General features: G+C 38.7%; 18 protein-coding genes and 1 pseudogene. 7 read left to right on the forward strand and 12 right to left on the reverse strand.

The genetic code is table 11. The features are described 5' to 3' along the window. Positions 1-103: 103 nt before the first annotated feature. Positions 104-1960, reverse strand: a complete 1857-nt coding sequence (locus tag HRK21_RS07615; RefSeq protein ID WP_070006160.1) for a LapB repeat-containing protein — start codon at positions 1958-1960, stop codon at positions 104-106. Positions 1961-2461: 501 nt separating this feature from the next. Here HRK21_RS07615 and HRK21_RS07620 point away from each other — a divergent pair. From HRK21_RS07620 to HRK21_RS07635, 4 genes and pseudogenes are all read left to right on the forward strand, one after another. Further along, a pseudogene (locus tag HRK21_RS07620) lies at positions 2462-3772 on the forward strand (T7SS effector LXG polymorphic toxin); the annotation flags it as partial. A 3-nt stretch (positions 3773-3775) separates the two neighbouring features. After that, positions 3776-4156, forward strand: coding sequence for a hypothetical protein (locus HRK21_RS07625; RefSeq protein ID WP_069888306.1), 381 nt, complete (start codon positions 3776-3778; stop codon positions 4154-4156). A 275-nt stretch (positions 4157-4431) separates the two neighbouring features. After that, a complete protein-coding gene (locus tag HRK21_RS07630; protein ID WP_070006151.1) occupies positions 4432-4803 on the forward strand; it encodes an inorganic diphosphatase in 372 nt (123 codons plus the stop codon). A gap of 12 nt (positions 4804-4815) precedes the next feature. Then, positions 4816-5034, forward strand: coding sequence for a DUF6440 family protein (locus tag HRK21_RS07635; protein WP_077952725.1), 219 nt, complete (start codon positions 4816-4818; stop codon positions 5032-5034). Positions 5035-5154: 120 nt separating this feature from the next. Here the strand turns inward: HRK21_RS07635 and tkt are convergent, their stop codons facing one another. The 10 genes from tkt to dhaM2 form a co-directional block, all read right to left on the reverse strand. Then, the gene (tkt, locus tag HRK21_RS07640) at positions 5155-7152 is read right to left on the reverse strand and encodes a transketolase (protein WP_070006147.1); all 1998 of its coding nucleotides are present in this window, start codon (positions 7150-7152) and stop codon (positions 5155-5157) included. Position 7153: 1 nt separating this feature from the next. Next, positions 7154-7810 (reverse strand): fructose-6-phosphate aldolase, encoded by a 657-nt coding sequence (gene fsa / locus HRK21_RS07645; protein WP_003723193.1) that lies wholly within the window; start codon positions 7808-7810, stop codon positions 7154-7156. A gap of 46 nt (positions 7811-7856) precedes the next feature. Next, on the reverse strand, positions 7857-8621 hold the full coding sequence (locus HRK21_RS07650) for an SDR family oxidoreductase (protein WP_003765224.1): 765 nt from the start codon (positions 8619-8621) through the stop codon (positions 7857-7859). 23 nt (positions 8622-8644) lie between these two features. After that, positions 8645-9091 carry a ribose 5-phosphate isomerase B gene (rpiB, locus tag HRK21_RS07655; RefSeq protein WP_070006145.1) on the reverse strand — a complete coding sequence of 149 codons (447 nt, stop codon included), beginning with the start codon at positions 9089-9091 and terminating at the stop codon, positions 8645-8647. A gap of 6 nt (positions 9092-9097) precedes the next feature. After that, positions 9098-9862, reverse strand: coding sequence for a triose-phosphate isomerase (locus HRK21_RS07660; RefSeq protein WP_070006143.1), 765 nt, complete (start codon positions 9860-9862; stop codon positions 9098-9100). Positions 9863-9865: 3 nt separating this feature from the next. Next, complete coding sequence (gene dhaL2, locus HRK21_RS07665; RefSeq protein ID WP_070006140.1) at positions 9866-10516, reverse strand: dihydroxyacetone kinase ADP-binding subunit DhaL2; 651 nt, start codon at positions 10514-10516, stop codon at positions 9866-9868. A 21-nt stretch (positions 10517-10537) separates the two neighbouring features. Continuing rightward, positions 10538-11533 (reverse strand): dihydroxyacetone kinase subunit DhaK2, encoded by a 996-nt coding sequence (dhaK2, locus tag HRK21_RS07670; protein WP_003770294.1) that lies wholly within the window; start codon positions 11531-11533, stop codon positions 10538-10540. A gap of 21 nt (positions 11534-11554) precedes the next feature. Further along, on the reverse strand, positions 11555-11896 hold the full coding sequence (locus HRK21_RS07675) for a Lin0368 family putative glycerol transporter subunit (protein ID WP_003729093.1): 342 nt from the start codon (positions 11894-11896) through the stop codon (positions 11555-11557). Between the two features lie 15 nt (positions 11897-11911). Next, the gene (locus tag HRK21_RS07680) at positions 11912-12343 is read right to left on the reverse strand and encodes a Lin0368 family putative glycerol transporter subunit (RefSeq protein ID WP_003738052.1); all 432 of its coding nucleotides are present in this window, start codon (positions 12341-12343) and stop codon (positions 11912-11914) included. A 67-nt stretch (positions 12344-12410) separates the two neighbouring features. Next, positions 12411-12788 (reverse strand): dihydroxyacetone kinase phosphoryl donor subunit DhaM2, encoded by a 378-nt coding sequence (dhaM2, locus tag HRK21_RS07685; protein ID WP_003738053.1) that lies wholly within the window; start codon positions 12786-12788, stop codon positions 12411-12413. 182 nt (positions 12789-12970) lie between these two features. On the opposite strand from dhaM2, the gene HRK21_RS07690 reads away from it, so the two are divergent. The 3 genes from HRK21_RS07690 (at position 12971) to HRK21_RS07700 (ending at position 16140) form a co-directional block, all read left to right on the forward strand. Beyond that, positions 12971-13735: a DeoR/GlpR family DNA-binding transcription regulator gene (locus HRK21_RS07690; RefSeq protein WP_003723203.1), complete on the forward strand. Its 765-nt coding sequence runs from the start codon at positions 12971-12973 to the stop codon at positions 13733-13735. 65 nt (positions 13736-13800) lie between these two features. Further along, positions 13801-14211 (forward strand): GNAT family N-acetyltransferase, encoded by a 411-nt coding sequence (locus tag HRK21_RS07695; RefSeq protein ID WP_070006139.1) that lies wholly within the window; start codon positions 13801-13803, stop codon positions 14209-14211. A gap of 105 nt (positions 14212-14316) precedes the next feature. Beyond that, a complete protein-coding gene (locus tag HRK21_RS07700; protein WP_070006138.1) occupies positions 14317-16140 on the forward strand; it encodes an InlB B-repeat-containing protein in 1824 nt (607 codons plus the stop codon). A 40-nt stretch (positions 16141-16180) separates the two neighbouring features. Here the strand turns inward: HRK21_RS07700 and HRK21_RS07705 are convergent, their stop codons facing one another. Continuing rightward, positions 16181-17710 carry a class I adenylate-forming enzyme family protein gene (locus HRK21_RS07705; protein WP_069888297.1) on the reverse strand — a complete coding sequence of 510 codons (1530 nt, stop codon included), beginning with the start codon at positions 17708-17710 and terminating at the stop codon, positions 16181-16183. Positions 17711-17735: the final 25 nt, after the last annotated feature.

The raw sequence follows: 17735 nt of genomic DNA on the forward strand, positions 1-17735 counted from the left end.
CTACATTTTGGACCAATAAGTAATCAACACTATTAACCTGAAAAGTAGCTATAGATAGGATAAAAAATAACCTTATCACGAATGATAAGGTCATTAATCGCTATTAAACTGTTTTTTTCTTTCGTTTGATGAAAAATAGAATACCGAAACTTAAACAAACAATTCCAGCTAACGACAAACCTAAGCTAGTAATATCACCTGTTTTTGGTAACCCCTTTTCAACTACTTTCACAGATTGTTTGTCCGTACTTTTCCCACTGTTAACATCTGTAGCATCTTTATCTTTTGGTGGAGTGGGAGCGATAGGATTATCTTCACTTGGTTCTGCTGTCACATATACAATGACGTCTTTCGTAAGATCTGATCCTGCAACGCTTAGAGTTACAACGTATTTACCTGGTGTTTGGAAGTCTACTACGTCAGCAAAATTGCTAGTAATGGTTTCTGTTGCTGGAGTTACGCTTGCATGAATATCTGCAAGGAAGTCTGCTTCTGTTTTTGTAGTTCCTTCTTTGTAACTAATCTCGTCATCACTAGAAATACTGATAGTTTCTTTTCCTGTATATGGCACAGTAACTCTTCCGGAAAATCTACCATAATCTTCATTTTCAAATGTGTAACTTACTTCACCGTTATCAGGTAAATTTTCCCACGTAATCGTTCTAGTAGCTGCATCATAAATTCCGCCGTTTTCTGGTTTGATGATGGAAACAATATTACCATCCTTATCTAACAGGTCTGTCGGAACAGCGTATACAAGTTTATTATTTTGTGTGGTTTGGGTTGGACTTACTAATGTTTGATCTGTTGCTTGGTAATCATCATAATCATCAGTAAAATAATCTGGTAAAAAACTAACATCTTTTAACTGGTTATTATTACATCTTACATTCCCTATCGTATCTCCGACCGCTAGATTCGTTAGTTGATTATTATTACAAAATAAAATTAATAAATTTACGTTTTTACTAACATCTAAATCTGTAAGTTGATTGTCATCGCAATATAAAATCTCTAAAGCTAGATTTTGGGTAGTATCTAAATTTGTTAGTTGATTGTTTTCACAAGAAAACTCTTTTAAAGCTAGATTCTGATCAATATCTATATTCTTCAACTTATTGTTATCACAAGTCAAATACTCTAGCACTTGATTTTTACTAACATCTAAATTGGTTAACTGGTTATCAGAACAAACCAAAGTGCCTAAATTCGGATTTTGGCTAACATCTAAATCTGTAAGTTGATTTTTCGTACAACCAAGATTTGTTAAAGCTGTATTTTTACTAACATCTAAATTGGTTAACTGATTGACATCGCAAGCCAAATAACGTAAAGCGGAGTTTTTACTAACATCTAGCTTTGTTAACTGATTTCTAGGACAATACAAATACGCTAAAGCTGTATTTTGGCTAACATCTAGTTGTGTTAACTCATTGTTTTCACAAGTCAATTCTTCTAAAGCAAGATTTTTACTAACATCTAAATTCGCTAACGGGTTGTTAGAGCAAGCCAATTCTTTTAGATTTAGATTCTTACTGACATCTATACTTTTTAGTTGATTATCCTCAAGATAAAGTGTCTCTAATCCAGTCAAATATTCCATTCCAGTGCTATCTTCTATACCTCGGCTGCGTGCATCTAGTTTAGTTATTTTAGCTAATTCCTCGACAGTTACAGATTCATCAACATTTTTGTTCATTTTTTCTGCTACCGCTTTAGCTAAATTATCATCTGGAAAGTAATCATTATAAGTTTTGGTTCCTGCTTGGACAAGTTGATTTTTCAGGTTGTTATTCGTTGTTTTTTCTTTCGGTGTTTCTTTTAAATCTGTTTTTAGTAATTGATTTTCGGTTTTAGTTTCATTTGCGGTTGTGCTATCTGCTTTTACCATTGGTATCGGTAGGCTGCTTGTAACGGTGGCACTTAATGCAATTATTGTAAAAAATTTGGACAGTTTCATAGTTAGTTACTCCTTCAGTTGCTGTTGTTTTTAGTATATTCAGCAGTGTTCAAACAAAATATATATTAGCACGTGAAGATGAGATTTTATATAGAATTTACCAGGAAACACAAAATACCAGCTATTTTATGTCGAAATTGTTACGGATTACGACACAGTATAATTTTGGAACAATACTTAAAATAGTACATTCTTGAATAACAGTTACTACGCCTTTGTTTCAGCTGTTTTTATTTTGAAAACTAATCCGTGGATTTGTCTGTTTATAGTATAAATTTACCGAAGATAGATAAAAATCCCTTTTGTTCCTATATGGGATAAGTCATAATAATAGTACAAATTCGTTGTGAGGTTGATATATTATATAAAATAACTACACCTCCTCATAATTTCACATGAGTTTTTTTCAATGAAATCCTAAGCATTTTTAGCCTACTATTTCACTCTATATAGATGTATCTGGGAATTTAGTGAGTGAAAGATCTTCCTGAATTACAGGATACGAGTACCTATACAAGTATTTGCCAGAGCATCATCGAAGCATTGGATGAAAGTGAGGAACGACTCGCGCAATATATTCGCGAGTTCGGGAGCCAGGTGGATAGTTCGCCTTCCGCTAGAATTGATGCAGAAATCTTACAAGAAGCAATGGCCAAGGTTAGCCAGTTGCGGCGAAAAGAAGAAGATTTGCACCGGCAGTTGACGGCGCCCAACACGAAGCCAGATATGCAACAAGTCTATGCAGTGAAATCAAGAAGTGTTCATACCCAATTGCTGAAAGCCATCGAAAAAGAGAACATCCTAGAAAGATATTTAGCTTTTGAACAAAGCCATGGCCAGTTTTTTAGTGCGTTAGACGAACTCATTCGAGCAACCGGACGTGCGGTGCAAGAATTGCTACATCATGTGAGTTTTAACGACAAAACAGGCACTTACGCTGTGCCGAAAAGTGCGGCAAACAGCTTGTTGTCTATGAAAAGAGCACTCGATAACGCACGAAAAGAAAATGACAAAGACCCCTTTCCGAAAGCTTTTGAAGATTACACCGTGTTAGCTTATACTTATGTCAATGATCAAGGCGAAACCGTGACGATGTGGTTACTTGAAAAAGATGGAAAACGGGTAGAAAACAAGGAATTACAAGATTTCTTAGAAAAACATGGTCAGGAATTAGACCCACTTCTTTATACAAACCTTTCCGGAGAAGAACTCGAACGAAAAGTGAATGATTCTTGGAAAGAGGGTATCAACTATTTAAATGGTCAAAAAGTATCTGGATTTTCTGGAGCCACACTGCGGTCATCCGCTTATGTAGCTAGTATGAAAGATTGGACAGATGATGCCGGGTTGACGGATATGGCATTAGGTTTAGGATTTGGGATTGCAGCAGCTAGAAATAAGCCTGTGATTAAAGAGAAATTAAATCCTGCTGAAACGAAGCAAACGGTAAATGGTGAGAAATGGAATAATTATTTTAAAGAAAAATATGGTGCGGGGAATGTTCAATGGAAGCCTAACTCATTTGAGGATATTATAATAAATCCAGAAAGATTGTATGGAAGTACAAAAAAAGAAGTTAGGCAGATGTTGGGAGAAGGTTGGAAAGAGGAAACATATGGATCTGCAGGTAATGGTTGGAAATTTACTAATGAAGGAGATGGAATGGTGTTTTACCACCCTGGAGAGGGAATACACAAAGGATCCTATTATGGATTCTCATCAGGAGACACTGGTAAAGTAAAAATTGTTGGAAAAGATTATATAGATTTTTCAAAAGATAAAGCAACAATTATTAAATTTGGTGGTGAATAAAATTTGAAAAAGTTAACTGTAGGTGGAAAGTTTGATTGGTACATAGATACTTTAGAAAAAAGTGGTATGTTCATTTTGGAATTATCTAATGAGGAAATTGAAACGTTCATTTTTGAAGACTTCATAGTTGGAGTTACCTCTTTTTTTAGTAAAAACAATTTAAGTGAACTGAAAGCAAATGAAATAATTGATGAAGATATGGAAAAAAACGCGTATCTTCTTAGAGAAAAAGTACTAAAAATTGATAATACGAATTTGTGGAATATTAATAGCGTAAGACAAAGTTCAGAGTGGTTAGATATATTTAGAAGGTCTGATGAATTGAAGCGTCAACTTAAGGAAAGATGGTCTGATGAAGAAATAGAGTATTTGAAAACATTATAATGATTATATGTTAATAAATGAAATAACTTAAAGATTAACAACAGAACAATCTTTCCAATAATAGCTGTTTCTCTAAATATTTTATGTATGTATACAATTAATTTATCTGAGGAAGAAATTGAATGTAAATATAACTTGATTATATAGCATCTTCTTTTCGAGCGTAGAATGTTAGATAAAGTTTTACAAAATCGTTTGGAACAGAGAAAAGAAGGCATATACAAAGATACTTCATCCAAATTTTGAAATAAAAAACATAGAAAGGAGAAAAGCATATGGTTTCACATAAACAATCAATCCATAAAACTCAACTTTCTAAAACAAAAAAACAACCCCTAAAAGTAACCATAGATCGCCCTATAGGTTATGTCGACAAATTCGGCAATGTCTATCCGCTGAATTATGGGTTTGTGGAAGGTGTCATTGGTGGTGACGGGGAAGAACAGGATGTTTACATTTTATCGAGAGAGATTTCTGAGCCAATTGATACGTTTCAAGGAGATTTAATTGCGGTGATTACCCGAAATGATGATGTGGAAGATAAATGGGTCGTCGCACCGCCGAATGAGAATTTCACCATAGAGGAAATTATGGAGAAAGTACATTTTATTGAGCAATATTTTGATTCGGAAATTAAATTGATTTAGGTGAAAATGAAAATACAGCCACCGAAAAAGGAGGCGGAAAAAATGGAAGAAAGATTTGAAAAAATTTATACCCAAGGGAAACTCAACATTATGGAAATTTGGGTTGATAAAGAAACCGGTGTACAATATGTATACCATTTGGCTGGTTATGCGGGTGGGATGTCGCCGCTTTTGGACGCAGATGGGAAACCGTTACTTGCAGATTTATCTAAGCTTAATGGCGCTGAGTAAAGTGGAAAATTGATTTCTAGTCAAATGAAAACAGGAATTCTCTATTTAGAAAGAAGAGAATTCCTGTTTTTTTTATGCCAAGTTACTTGATTGGTTACTGTTAAAAAGTTTATTCCATACCTACAACTGCTTCAACGCAAGCTCCGTCAAATTCTCCACAGTAAATCCAAATCGCTCTGCTAGCTCGTCTCCCGGGCCAGACATTCCGAATGAATCAATCGCGAGGATTTCGCCTGTGTCGCCAAGATATTTATGCCAACCGTATGATGCGCCCATTTCTGCGACGAAGCGTTTTTTCACTGCTTTTGGTAAAATGGACTCTTTGTATTCGGGGCTTTGTTTGTCGAATAAATCAAAGCTTGGCATGCTGACTACGCGTGCGCCGAAGCCTTTTTTAGCGAGATTGTCTCTGACAGCTGTCATTAGGTGTACTTCGGATCCAGAAGCGAGTAAGATAATATCTAGTTTATCAAGCGGGGAATCGGCTAAGATGTAAGCTCCTTTTGCAAGTCCGGTTTTCGCTTTTGCTGCGCTATTTGGTAAAATTGGCAGGTTTTGGCGGCTGAGGACGAGCATGGTTGGTTGTTCTTTTTGAGTAAAGGCATAGCGGTATGCTTCGACGGTTTCGTTACCGTCAGCTGGTCGGATGACATGAAGTCCAGGCATAGCGCGGAAGGATGCGAGATGCTCGATTGGTTCGTGCGTTGGACCGTCTTCACCGACTGCGATGGAATCATGGGTCATAATGAAGGTGGATGGAATGCCCATTAAGGCTGCTGAACGAATCGCGGAACGTAGATAATCTGAGAATACGAAGAATGTCGCGCCGAATGCTTGAACTCCGCCGTGAAGCGTCATTCCGTTGACTGCTGCTCCCATTGCGAACTCGCGAACGCCGAATGAGATATTTTTGGCCGCATAGTTACCTGGAGCAAATCGTTCACTAGCTTTTAAATTGGTTTTGTTGGAGGAAGCCAAATCAGCCGCGCCACCAAATAAGTTGGGTAGTTTTTTCTCCAATTCTTGTAGAACAATTCCTGATACTTCACGAGTTGCAACGGCTTTGTCCACATTTTCATCGAAAACAGGTAGTTCTGCATCCCAATCCGCATTCAAATTATCATCCATCAATTGTTGCAAGTTTTCTGCCAGAGCTGGATATTTTTGTTTGTAAGCATTGAATGTCCGGAGCCAGCTGCTTTCACTCGCGCGACCTTTAGAATGATAAAATTCTTTCTGATTTTCGACAGTTTTTGGTAATTCAAAAGGTGGCATTTGCCAATCGTAAGCTTCTTTTGCTAGTTTGAGTTCTTTTTCGCCAAGTGGGGAGCCGTGTGCCGCTGATTTTCCGGCTTTTCCAGGGCTACCATAACCGATGACCGTCTTCACTTCGATTAAAGTAGGGCGGGATTTCTCGGTTTTTGCGAGATGGATTGCTGCATCAAGCGCATCTAAGTCGTTTCCGTCGTCCACACGTAGCGTTTGCCAACCGGCTGCTCGGAAGCGGAGTTCGATGTCTTCTGAAAACGACTCGTTTAAATCACCATCAAGTGAAATATCGTTTGAATCATATAAAACAACTAATTTTCCCAGTTTTAAATGGCCGGCAAGGGATGCAGCTTCGTAGGAAATACCTTCCATCAAACAGCCATCACCGCATAGCACATAGGTATTATGGTCAACAACCGGGAATTCGGGTTGGTTAAATTTGGCGCCAAGGTGAGCCTCGGCCATTGCCATCCCGACTCCCATCGCGAAACCTTGACCAAGTGGACCGGTAGTTGCATCTACACCAACCGTATGAGCAAACTCAGGATGACCGGGCGTTTTACTGCCAGTTTGGCGGAAGTTTTTCAGCTCGCTCATTGGTAAATCATAACCAAATAGATGTAGCAAACTATAAAGCATTGCCGAACCGTGACCAGCTGACAAAACGAAGCGATCACGGTTAAACCAAGTTGGATGTTCTGGATTGAATTTTAAATGATTTTTCCAAAGCGAGAAAGCCATTGGTGCGGCTCCCATCGGTAAACCGGGATGGCCGGAGTTCGCTTTTTCAATCATATCCATTGATAATACGCGAATCGAGTTAACCATTTGTTCATCAATTCTGCTCATATTAATTGCCTTCTTTCTGGCTGAACGCTTCCCAATCTTTTAAAAATCCTTCAATACCTTTATCAGTCAAAGGATGAGACCAAAGTTTCGGGAAAAGGCTTCCTGGGATAGTCGCGATATGTGCTCCGGCTTCAGCGGCTTCTTCTAAATGTCCAATATGACGGATACTTGCTGAAATGATTTCTGCTTTTAGCCCATAATTATCAAGCACTTTTTTCAAGTTTTTAATTAAAATCATTCCGTCTGTACCAATATCATCTAGTCTTCCTAAGAACGGGCTAATATAAGTCGCGCCAGCTTTTGCAGCCATTAATCCTTGGGAAACAGTGAAAATAAGCGTAACATTTGTTTTAATGCCTTCAGCTGTGAGGGTATGGACTGCTTTTAAACCTTCTTCCGTCATAGGAATTTTTACTACTACATTTGGCGCCCATTTTGCTAGAATTCGAGCTTCTTCGACCATTTTGTCTGCTTCGAGGCCGATAACTTCTGCACTAACTGGGCCGTCTACGATAGAACAAATTTCTTTAATTACTTCTTCAAATGGCCGACCTTCTTTTGCGATGATGGTTGGGTTGGTTGTCACACCGTCCACTAAACCAAGTTCGCTAATTCGTTTTATTTCCGATACGCTTGCTGTGTCCAAGAAAAATTTCATTATTTACTCGCTCCATTCTCTCAGCTGAACTTTAAAGCTGAATACTTTATTTAATCGTATAACCGCCGTCGATAATAAGGTTTTCACCAGTAATGAGGCTCGCTGCGTCACTTACTAAAAAGAGGGCACATGCGGCAACTTCTTCTGGATAACCAAATCTACCGGCTGGAATTAATTTTTTCATGTCTTCACCGACTTGACCGGCCCAAGCTTTTTTGCCAAGTTCTGTCAAGATAACAGTTGGGGAAATCGCATTGACATTAATGTTGTAAGGCGCCCATTCCATTGCTAGCACTTGCGTCATAGAAACAATCGCTGCTTTACTAGCACAGTAGGCAACGTGTTTATCAAGTGCGATGACAGAAGCTTGAGAGGCCATATTAACGATTTTTCCGCCACCAGTTGCAATCATTTCACGACCGATAATTTGCGCCATTAAGAATGAACCTTTTAAGTTCAGCTCCATTGTTTTATCCCAGTATTCTTCTGGTAAATCTTCTGCTTTTTCGAGAAGCGCGACACCAGCTGAATTGGCCAAAATATCGATTTTTGGATAGACTTTTTTAATTTCGGCAACGACTTTTTCGATGTTTTCTTTTTTAGTAATATCGACTTGAAGTGCGAGCGTTCTTGATGGGTTGATTTGCGCTGCGACATCTTTTACATCTTCTTTAATATCAAGCAAGACAACATAAGCGCCTTTTTCGGAAAAAAGTTCTGCCATTGCTTTACCAATCCCGCTTGCTGCTCCAGTTACCACGGCTACTTTGTCTGTAATGTTAAAATCTTTATCAAAGCCTTTAAAAGTCATTTTTCATTACCTCCAATAATTTTTTATCTATTTTTTTGGTCGATTTCTTCCATTAAATCTACTTTTGCTTGGGAGCGTCCGCCCGAAAAGTCACTATCAAGCCATATATCGAGTAGAGATACAGCAAGGGATGGACCGATTACTAAGGCACCCATGGTCATAATATGTGCGTCGTTACTTTTTCTTGAGCGTTCTGCTGAATAGGAATCATGAATTTGTGCTGCTCGAATGCCGTGAATTTTGTTTGCTGTAATGGCCATTCCAATACCTGTACCGCAAATGAGAATCCCCCGGTCGAAATCGTTATTTTTAACTTCTAGCGCTACTTTTTCGGCAATGCTTGGATAAAGTACCTTTTCATCTTCAAAACTGCCGAAATCAGTAAACTCAATATTTTTCTCCTTTAAACGTGCGATCAGGGTTTGTTTTAATTCGTAACCCATTTCGTCACAACCAATTGCGATTTTCATACTAACTCATCCTTTCGTTTTGCTAACAATAGAAACAATGTCGGCAAAATTTTGCGGTTTATGGCCAAATCTTCCGACGAATAAACCATCGACATTTTTTTGACGGACAATTTCTGCGGCGTTTTCTTTGCTGACCGATCCACCGTAAATAATTCTTACGAGCGTTTCATCACCGCCTAGTTCACGAATGATTTCACGCAAAGCTTGATGCGCGTTTTCGATGTAACTGGTGTCAGCGGAATTTGCCTTGCCAATCGCCCATTCTGGTTCATAAGCCAGAACAACATTTTTTAATTGTGCTACTTGAATGGGGGTAAACAGCGCTTCGAGTTGTTTTTGAAGGACGCTTTTCAACTCGTTTGTATCATTCGCACGAAGACTTTCGCCAACACATACAACAGGAGTGATTTCTTCGTCCAGCGCAAGTTTAATTTTCTTCGCTATCTCACTAGTTTTCTCATGAAAAAGGTTTTTGCGCTCTGCGTGACCAATTTCGACATAGTTCGCGTTTAAATCAATGATTGATTCTACCGAAAATTCACCAGTTAGCGGGCCGGATTTCTCCGGCGCCATATTTTGTGGACCAAAGCCAAAGGATGTCCCCGCTAAAAGGTTGGCAGTCGTTTCGAGTGTGCCCATAGAAGGAAAGATAAACGTATCCACATCAGAAAAATTTTCAAGAAGAGGGATAGTCGCTTCTAACCATTCAGATGTCTTGGCCCGAGTGTTAATATAGTTTTTCATATTAATTCCAACTAAGGGTTTACGCATAAATCAGACCGCCTTTTTTAAATTTTCTAAAATGACATTCATTAACATCCAAGACGATTCAGAGCCAGGATCAAGATGACCGATTGCTCGTTCGCCAAGTCTTAGTGCGCGACCTTTCTTAGCAATAAGTGGGATAGTGGACTGAGCGCCAGCATGCATAGCATCTACAAATGCGGAAAAAGTTTCGATTGGATCTGCATTTGCATCTCGATTTTGAAGCACTTCCACGCCAGGCAAGAAGGCGTCCATCATCGTTTTATCACCAAGTTCGGCTTTTCCGCGATGTTGAACCGCAGCGGCCCCATTTATAATCATGCCGCAAAGCTCGTCGAAGTTAACCTCCGTTTTCCCAGAAACATCAGCGCCACATTTCATAAAGAAACTGCCGTAAAGTGGGCCAGATGCGCCACCAACTTTTCCAAGGAGAATCATTCCGGATTTTTTAAGCAACGTTGCAATATCGGGAGAAGCAGTGAGTAATTCGTCTAATTGTTTATTCACTTCCCGAAAGCCAATGCTGAGATTGATTCCGTGGTCGCCGTCTCCAATATCCGAGTCCAGTCCGGTTAAGTAATCACGTTCTTTTTCAATTAGCGCTCCCATGTCCTGTAAAACGTGGCCGAAAAAAGCGCTATCCATAACTAATTCGCTCATTTTTATTCCTCCAGTAGTAATTTAGTCCACTTTGAAATAGGGTGTGTCGCACGGTGTATCTAAAAGATCTTTCAGTTCATCATCTAAACGAACCAGTGTGATTGACATACCAATCATATCCATCGAAGTTGCGTAGTTTCCAACAAGTGGGCTATGAATGTGTACACCTTTTTCTTTCAAAATTTCATCCACGCGGCGGTAACAAATATATTGGTCCATCACTGGTAAGCCACCTAGTCCATTTATTAGTACATGCACTTCTTCGCCAGCAGTTAATTTCATTTCTTCTATAAGATAGCCCATAATTTGATCGACTACTTTATCAGCTGGTTCGATGGAGGTCCGTTTAATACCAGGCTCACCGTGAATCCCCATACCAACTTCCATTTCGCCTTCTTTCATTTCGAAAATAGCTTTACCAGTTACAGGAAGGGTTGAAGAAGAAAGCGCAACTCCCATCGAGAACGTATTTGCATTAGCTTTTTCAGCAGCTTGTTTCACCGCATCCAAGTCAAGACCTTTTGCTGCTGCAGATGCCGCTGCTTTAAAGACGATTAAGTCACCAGCCACACCACGACGATCTTCTACATTTTCAGCAGAGTAAATATCATCTGTTACAAGCACTGTTTCAACGCGAATACCGTCGTCCGCTGCCATTTCAGCGCCCATATCAAAATTCATTACATCGCCAGCATAATTTCCGTACATATATAGACAACCTTTGCCACTATCAACAGCTTTTACTGCGTTATAACAAGGCTCTGGAGAAGGGGAGGTATTAATGTTTCCGACTACTGCCGCATCTGCGAAATCTTTCCCAACATACCCAAGGAAAAGTGGTTCATGACCAGAACCGCCACCAACAATAATCCGTACGCGAGGTTCTTCGCTCATTTGTTTGCTTACGATTACTCGTTTATCATTTTCTGCAAAATCTACGTATTTCCCTTGTGCCGCAACATAACCAGCTAACATTTCTTCTACTGCTTCATACCCATCATTCACTAAACGTCTCATTTTTCTTCCTCCTTCAAATTTTTATAAGAATAGTGATAGTAAAAATCCGCCAAGCACGCCGCCAACAACAGCAGCAGCCAAATTGACTACCGATTTAGAAAATTTACCGCCTGTTAAAAGGGAAGCTGTGAATACGCCAATACCAGCAGCAACCGCCATATCTACCCAAACCGTCCCAGATTGATAGATCATAGATTTTGGAATGCCGTGATTAATTGTCCAAACTGTACCAACGATAAATGCTGCTGCCATCCAACCTCCGATAGCGCCCCATTCATCAACCATTTTTCCCCACATCATTCGAATAGCAAAAGGGAATAAAAAGCCACCTGCAATCGTTGCTAATGCAATACCAATGCTCATTATTTACACTCCTTTTTAGACTAATTGATTTTCGTTTAAACGCTCTTCTTCTTGAATATTCATGCCAGGTTCTGTTTTTTCTTGTTTTGCTTCATGTTTTCTTGCCATATCTTTTTCAATTGCTGCTGCTACGATTCCAGCTAAAACTGCTCCAATCGCAACAAGACCAATCGTTGGAAGCGAACTTACTAACTCGCCACCACCACGCATAAAGACATCCCGCATAATTCCGCAAATCCCAATTCCGACAGCCATATCAACGAACGCTGCATCTTCATCATTTTCGATTAAACCAACATGGTGATTCATAAACCACATTGGACCAATAATAATGAATGCTGCCAGATAACCTCCAAAAATACCATAATTCTCGGCCAGTGGAGTCCAAACACTCATAACAATCATACCTGCGATACAAAAACCAATCATTCCTCTAAAGAATTTCATAATAAACTCCTTTCGAAAATAGTATTGTCATGTAAAAATTAATTTACATAGTTCCCAGTTATTACGTTTAATGCACATTTGTGAGTTCTAGTAGAATAGCTTCTTTGGATGGATTAACGAGAGATTGAACAGCGGCAGTAAATGCGCCTTCAACAAGCGGGGCATCGATGATGGTTGTTTTTTCAAGGAGGTCAGTGTCTAATAATTCAAGTGCTGTTTCGGCACTTAAGATAGCGCTTCCAATATCACAAAAAATATATATGTGTTCTGAATTAGTGCAGGTTGCGATGTTATCAGCTATCATGATTGCATTTGTGCCAAGACGCCCGTCGCCAGTACCGCCAGAAGAAATAATATGTACCGTATCTCCAACCATTTCAACAATCATTTCCTGGAGGCCTTCTGTGATTTTTTGACTGTGAGATACTAAAACAATACTTATCATTTGGTTGCTCCTTTCTGTTTTTAATTGTGTTTAGTTGCTATTTAAATCCTAACACACTTGTTTTTTATTGTAAAGTGTTATCTTTTGTTGTGTTTTGTAAAATATATTTGTGTTTTATTATTTTTTTGGGTAATATGTATATACATAAAGAAATCATTGATAGGTAAAAGGAGGGCGAGCAGATGTTTCCATTTGAAAGACAAAACAAAATAATTCATCTACTAGACCAAAATAGCAAAATAACTGTACCAGAATTAAGTCGTATCTTGGATGTCTCGATTAGCACCATCCGAAATGATTTATCTTCATTAGAAGAAAGCGGGATGATAAAAAAAGTACACGGGGGTGCGGTACTTTTAAAAAGTGAAGAGAAATTCACTAATTTTAACGACCGGATTATTCGCAACATCGAAGAAAAAGAAGCAATTGCGAAAGAAGCGGCGACTTTAGTAAAAAACAATCAAACAATTATCCTAGATGCGAGCTCGACAGCACTGGCGCTTGCAAAAGAATTACATGGCTTTTCAAGACTGACTGTCATTACGAGCGGACTTTATACGGCAATCGAACTAAAAGATAACCCGAATATTAGCGTCATTTTAACAGGCGGGATTGTAACAACGAATTCTTTCACATTGGAAGGTATTCTTGGCGCAAATTTAATCGAAAATATTCATGCTGATTTATGTTTTATGTCGGCGAAAGGTTTTACAATGGAAGAAGGCTTAACTGATTTCAATATTTACGAAACCGAGCTAAAACGACTACTTGCCAAACGTACTAACAAATTGATTGCACTTTTAGATCATACAAAAATGGGTGTAATTTCCACTGCGAGCATCACTTCAGCGGAAAACATTGATTTACTCATTACTGATAACAAAATAAATAAAGCTTTATACAAAAAATTCCAAGATGCGGGACTTCCGGTCAAAGTGGCAGAATAACATAGAAAATAAACTCTTTGGGCGAAATTTAGTTCAAAGAGATTTTTTTGATAGGAGAGGTAAGGATGGATTATAACATTACAAATGAATTACCAACTGCGGAGGAATTTGTTCAACTGCGAGTGGACGCTGGACTTAGTTTTCGTGCTATCGAAGCATCTCGTCAAGCACTTTTGAAAAGTGTATATTTTGTAGGTCTGCGGTCGAAGGAAAACGGTGCGCTTATTGGAATGGGACGGCTTGTTGGTGATGGGATTATGTTTATCGTTTCTGATATAGCAGTATTTCCAGCCTTTCAAGGTCTAGGCTTAGGAAAAGTAATTATGAAACACATGAAGAATTATATAGATACAAATTTAGATAAAACGGCTTGTGTAACACTGTTAGCAGATGTCCCGGCAGATGGCCTATATAAACAATTTGGCTTCCAAGAATCAGCACCAGCTTCTATTGGAATGATTTATCCAATGAAATAATTCGACAAACAGCTAGGGGAAATGCCTCTAGCTTTTTTTGCAGTGTTTTTGCCAACGATAAAATGGGAATTAGATATTAATAAACTTTTTGTCAGGGGGAGCAAAATGAAGCAAAAAGGGAGACTGTTTTTGTTTGTTGTTTTAATGTTGTCAATCGTTGTTGGGGTAAATGTACTTATTGAAACAAAGGTCCAAGCCGCCGCTGAACCACCAGCTGCAATCAATCAAATTTTTCCCGATGAGGCTTTAGCAAAAGAAATTCAAACGTCGCTTGGGAAAGCTAGCACTTCGGATACAGTGACACAAACAGAATTAAATAGCATAACGACATTAGACGCTTCAGGTAAAGGAGTTACTTCTTTAGAAGGCATGAATTATTTGCGTAATTTAAGTTATTTTTCTTTTTCAGATAATCAAGTGAATGATCTTAGCCCGCTTACGAATTTAACGAGTTTGACCACTTTAGCTTTGTACGACAATCAAGTGAGTGCGATTGCGCCGCTTGCTAATTTAACAAATCTCAAATTGCTACAATTGAGCGGAAATCCAATTAGTGATCTTCAGCCACTTGCCAATTTGAAAGAATTAACGGCACTAGATGTCAATGATGCGAATGTAAGCAATATTCAACCTCTTACAGGATTAACGAAACTAGTAGCTTTAGGGCTAAGCAACAACCAAGTGAGTGATCTTAACGCACTTAAAGCCTTACACCAACTTATTTCCTTGAATATTGGTCAAAATAAACTAACGAATTTAAATGGACTACAGGACTTAACAAGACTCACAACTTTATTTGCTAAAGAGAACCAAATTACGAATGTACAGCCGCTTAGTGGTTTAATAAATCTTTCCACACTGGAACTTTCAACAAATCAAATTACTGATGTTCAACCACTCGCTGGCTTAACAAATTTGCAAACGTTGTACTTGCATAATAATCAAATCAGTGACGTAACAGGACTTGCGAGTTTGACGAATTTAGATTGGCTTAATATTAATAAAAATAAAATTAGTAACATTAGACCATTAAATAGTTTGAAAAAGCTCACGATTATTCAAATGAGCGATCAATTCATTGTAAATGAACCGATAAGCTTTCAAAATACGATAACCATTCCTAATAGGATTAAAAATATTGCAGAACAAACCATTGAGCCCGAGACAATTAGTGATAATGGAACCTATGCGAATGGAGAAGTTACTTGGATGTTAGGCAATTATATTCCAAAAGTTGGTTATTCCTTTAGTGAACGTGATACGGTTGGAAACGCGACTGGGATTTTTAGTGGAATCGTAGAACAACCATTAAAACAATATTTTAAAGTGACTTTTAATGTGGAAGGCGATGAGCAAAACGAAACGGTGGAAACGGGGACGCTCATCCAAGAGCCACCAGCCCCAACAAAAGATGGATACACATTCACAGGTTGGTACGACGAGCAAACTGGCGGAACAAAGTGGGATTTTGCAACAGATGTAATGCCAGCGAGTGATATAACGTTATATGCGCAATTTAGCATTAATAGTTATCAAGCGACTTTTGATGTAGATGGTATGCTTTCTACTCAAATGGTGGAATTCCAAAGTTTACTTGAAGAACCACCAGTGCCAACGAAACAAGGTTTTACATTTACAGGCTGGTATGATGCAAAAAAAGGTGGAACAAAATGGGATTTCACAACTAACCAAATGCCAGCAAAAGATATAACATTGTACGCCCAATTTAGTGAAAATCCTGACACGGGAGGAAAGGATACCGATGGAACGGATGATGGAAAACCAGAAGATGGTAGTGATAAAACAACATCGAATGGAATAAAAATGCAAGTTGTACTGCCGGCAACTGGGGATAGAGATACGCGTTATCCAGCAATAATGGGTATGTTTTTGGCAGGATTCGGAGTCCTTATATTTAGAAGTAAATAAGCAAAAAAATGGCAGCTGCGAAATGCAGCTGCCTTCGTTTTTATTTATTTTTTAGTTCCCGTTCCATCTGCAAACGTTGTACCTTCATTGTTGCAGTACGAGGGATTTCATCATATTTCATCACCATTGGTTCGTTCATATGTGGTAAGTCAGAAACAGCTTTCCACCATGCGTCCCAGTTCATTTCGCCGTCGTTATGAACAGCGATAATTGGTTGGGGACTGCCATTTTCGCCGCGAATGATAACAACTTCATCTAAGAAAGTAAGTGTATCAAGCAGTTTATCTTCAATTGCAAGTGTGCTGTCAATAGTCTCTACTAAATCGACTTGGCGGTCTTGCAAGAATAAGCGGCCTTGTTCATCTTTCATCCCATAATCACCGCTATCCCACCAAGGTCCGTACACATTCTCTTCAAAACGAGCTTCTTCTTTGTAATAAGTAAGTGCGCGACCTTTGGAAAGCATTTGAATATTGCCACTAACTCCTGCCGGTACAGGATTACCATCTTGGTCAACAATTCGAACTTCTGTTAAACCAGGAACGCCAATCCCCATATCACGCGCATTTAGCTTTTCAATCGATTGAAGCGTATGACCACGTAAAATCATCGGGCCACATTCGCTTTGTCCATAAATTTGTAAGAAAATCGGTTTTTTATATTCGGAAGTGCGAAGGAAAACCGCCATTGTTTCTTTGTTAATTGCATCAAAAGTAGAATGATAAAATTTGATACTTTGGAAAACGTCTGGTTTTTCTCGAGCAAGCGATGCCCATTGAACGAAATGGTTTGGATGCGTTTCGAGTACGTATGGTTTATATTCGCGTAGCACTTTTTCGACGTTCGATTTAGACGGATTCGCAATTGGGAGAAGCGGGAAACCAAGCGACATCAAGGACGAAACACCAATATTAAAACGAGAATGTACTGGTGAAATATGGAAAGCTACAAGCCCTCTTGGTTTTATGAAATTAAGAATACGTCGTTGGTATTTCGTTCTCCAACCCATCGAATTTGCAGAGTGAGCGATTAATTTTGGCACACCAGTTGTTCCAGAAGTGTGAGTCATATAAGCAATCATATCTTTTGGTAATTCTTCTTGTTCGCATGTGTAGCCGTCTAGTGGTGTTTTAAATAATTGTTCAGCATTGATCAATCGGCTGTCTGGCAAATTATTTAATTGATGGCTTTTCTCAGAAGTCTCAGAATCAAAAAGTAACCAAGGTTGGTCAAGGCGATTAACAAAAATATCAATAGTAGACGCTGGAAGATGCGGGGAAACCATGATTGGCACGGCACCAATATAAGAAATCGCAACTGCTAAAATATAAGAATCGAATTTGGCAGATTTATATACGATTACTTTTTCTTCTTTGCGAACACCGAATTTATGTAGGTGAGCTGCTTTTTGGATAATAGCCTCTTCGCATTTTTTGTAAGTAGTGTGAAGACCTAATTCAGGAAAAGTAACAAGCTCTTCATCAAAATGGATGGGCATTTCTGGATAGCGTTCAGCAGATTTTTTGAAATTGGTATAGAGGTTAAGTGGTTCGTACTTTTTTATCGTCATATGGCGATGCTCCTTTAATATTTGA

Origin of the sequence: Listeria monocytogenes (assembly GCF_013282665.1) — a bacterium.
GTDB lineage: Bacteria > Bacillota > Bacilli > Lactobacillales > Listeriaceae > Listeria > Listeria monocytogenes_C.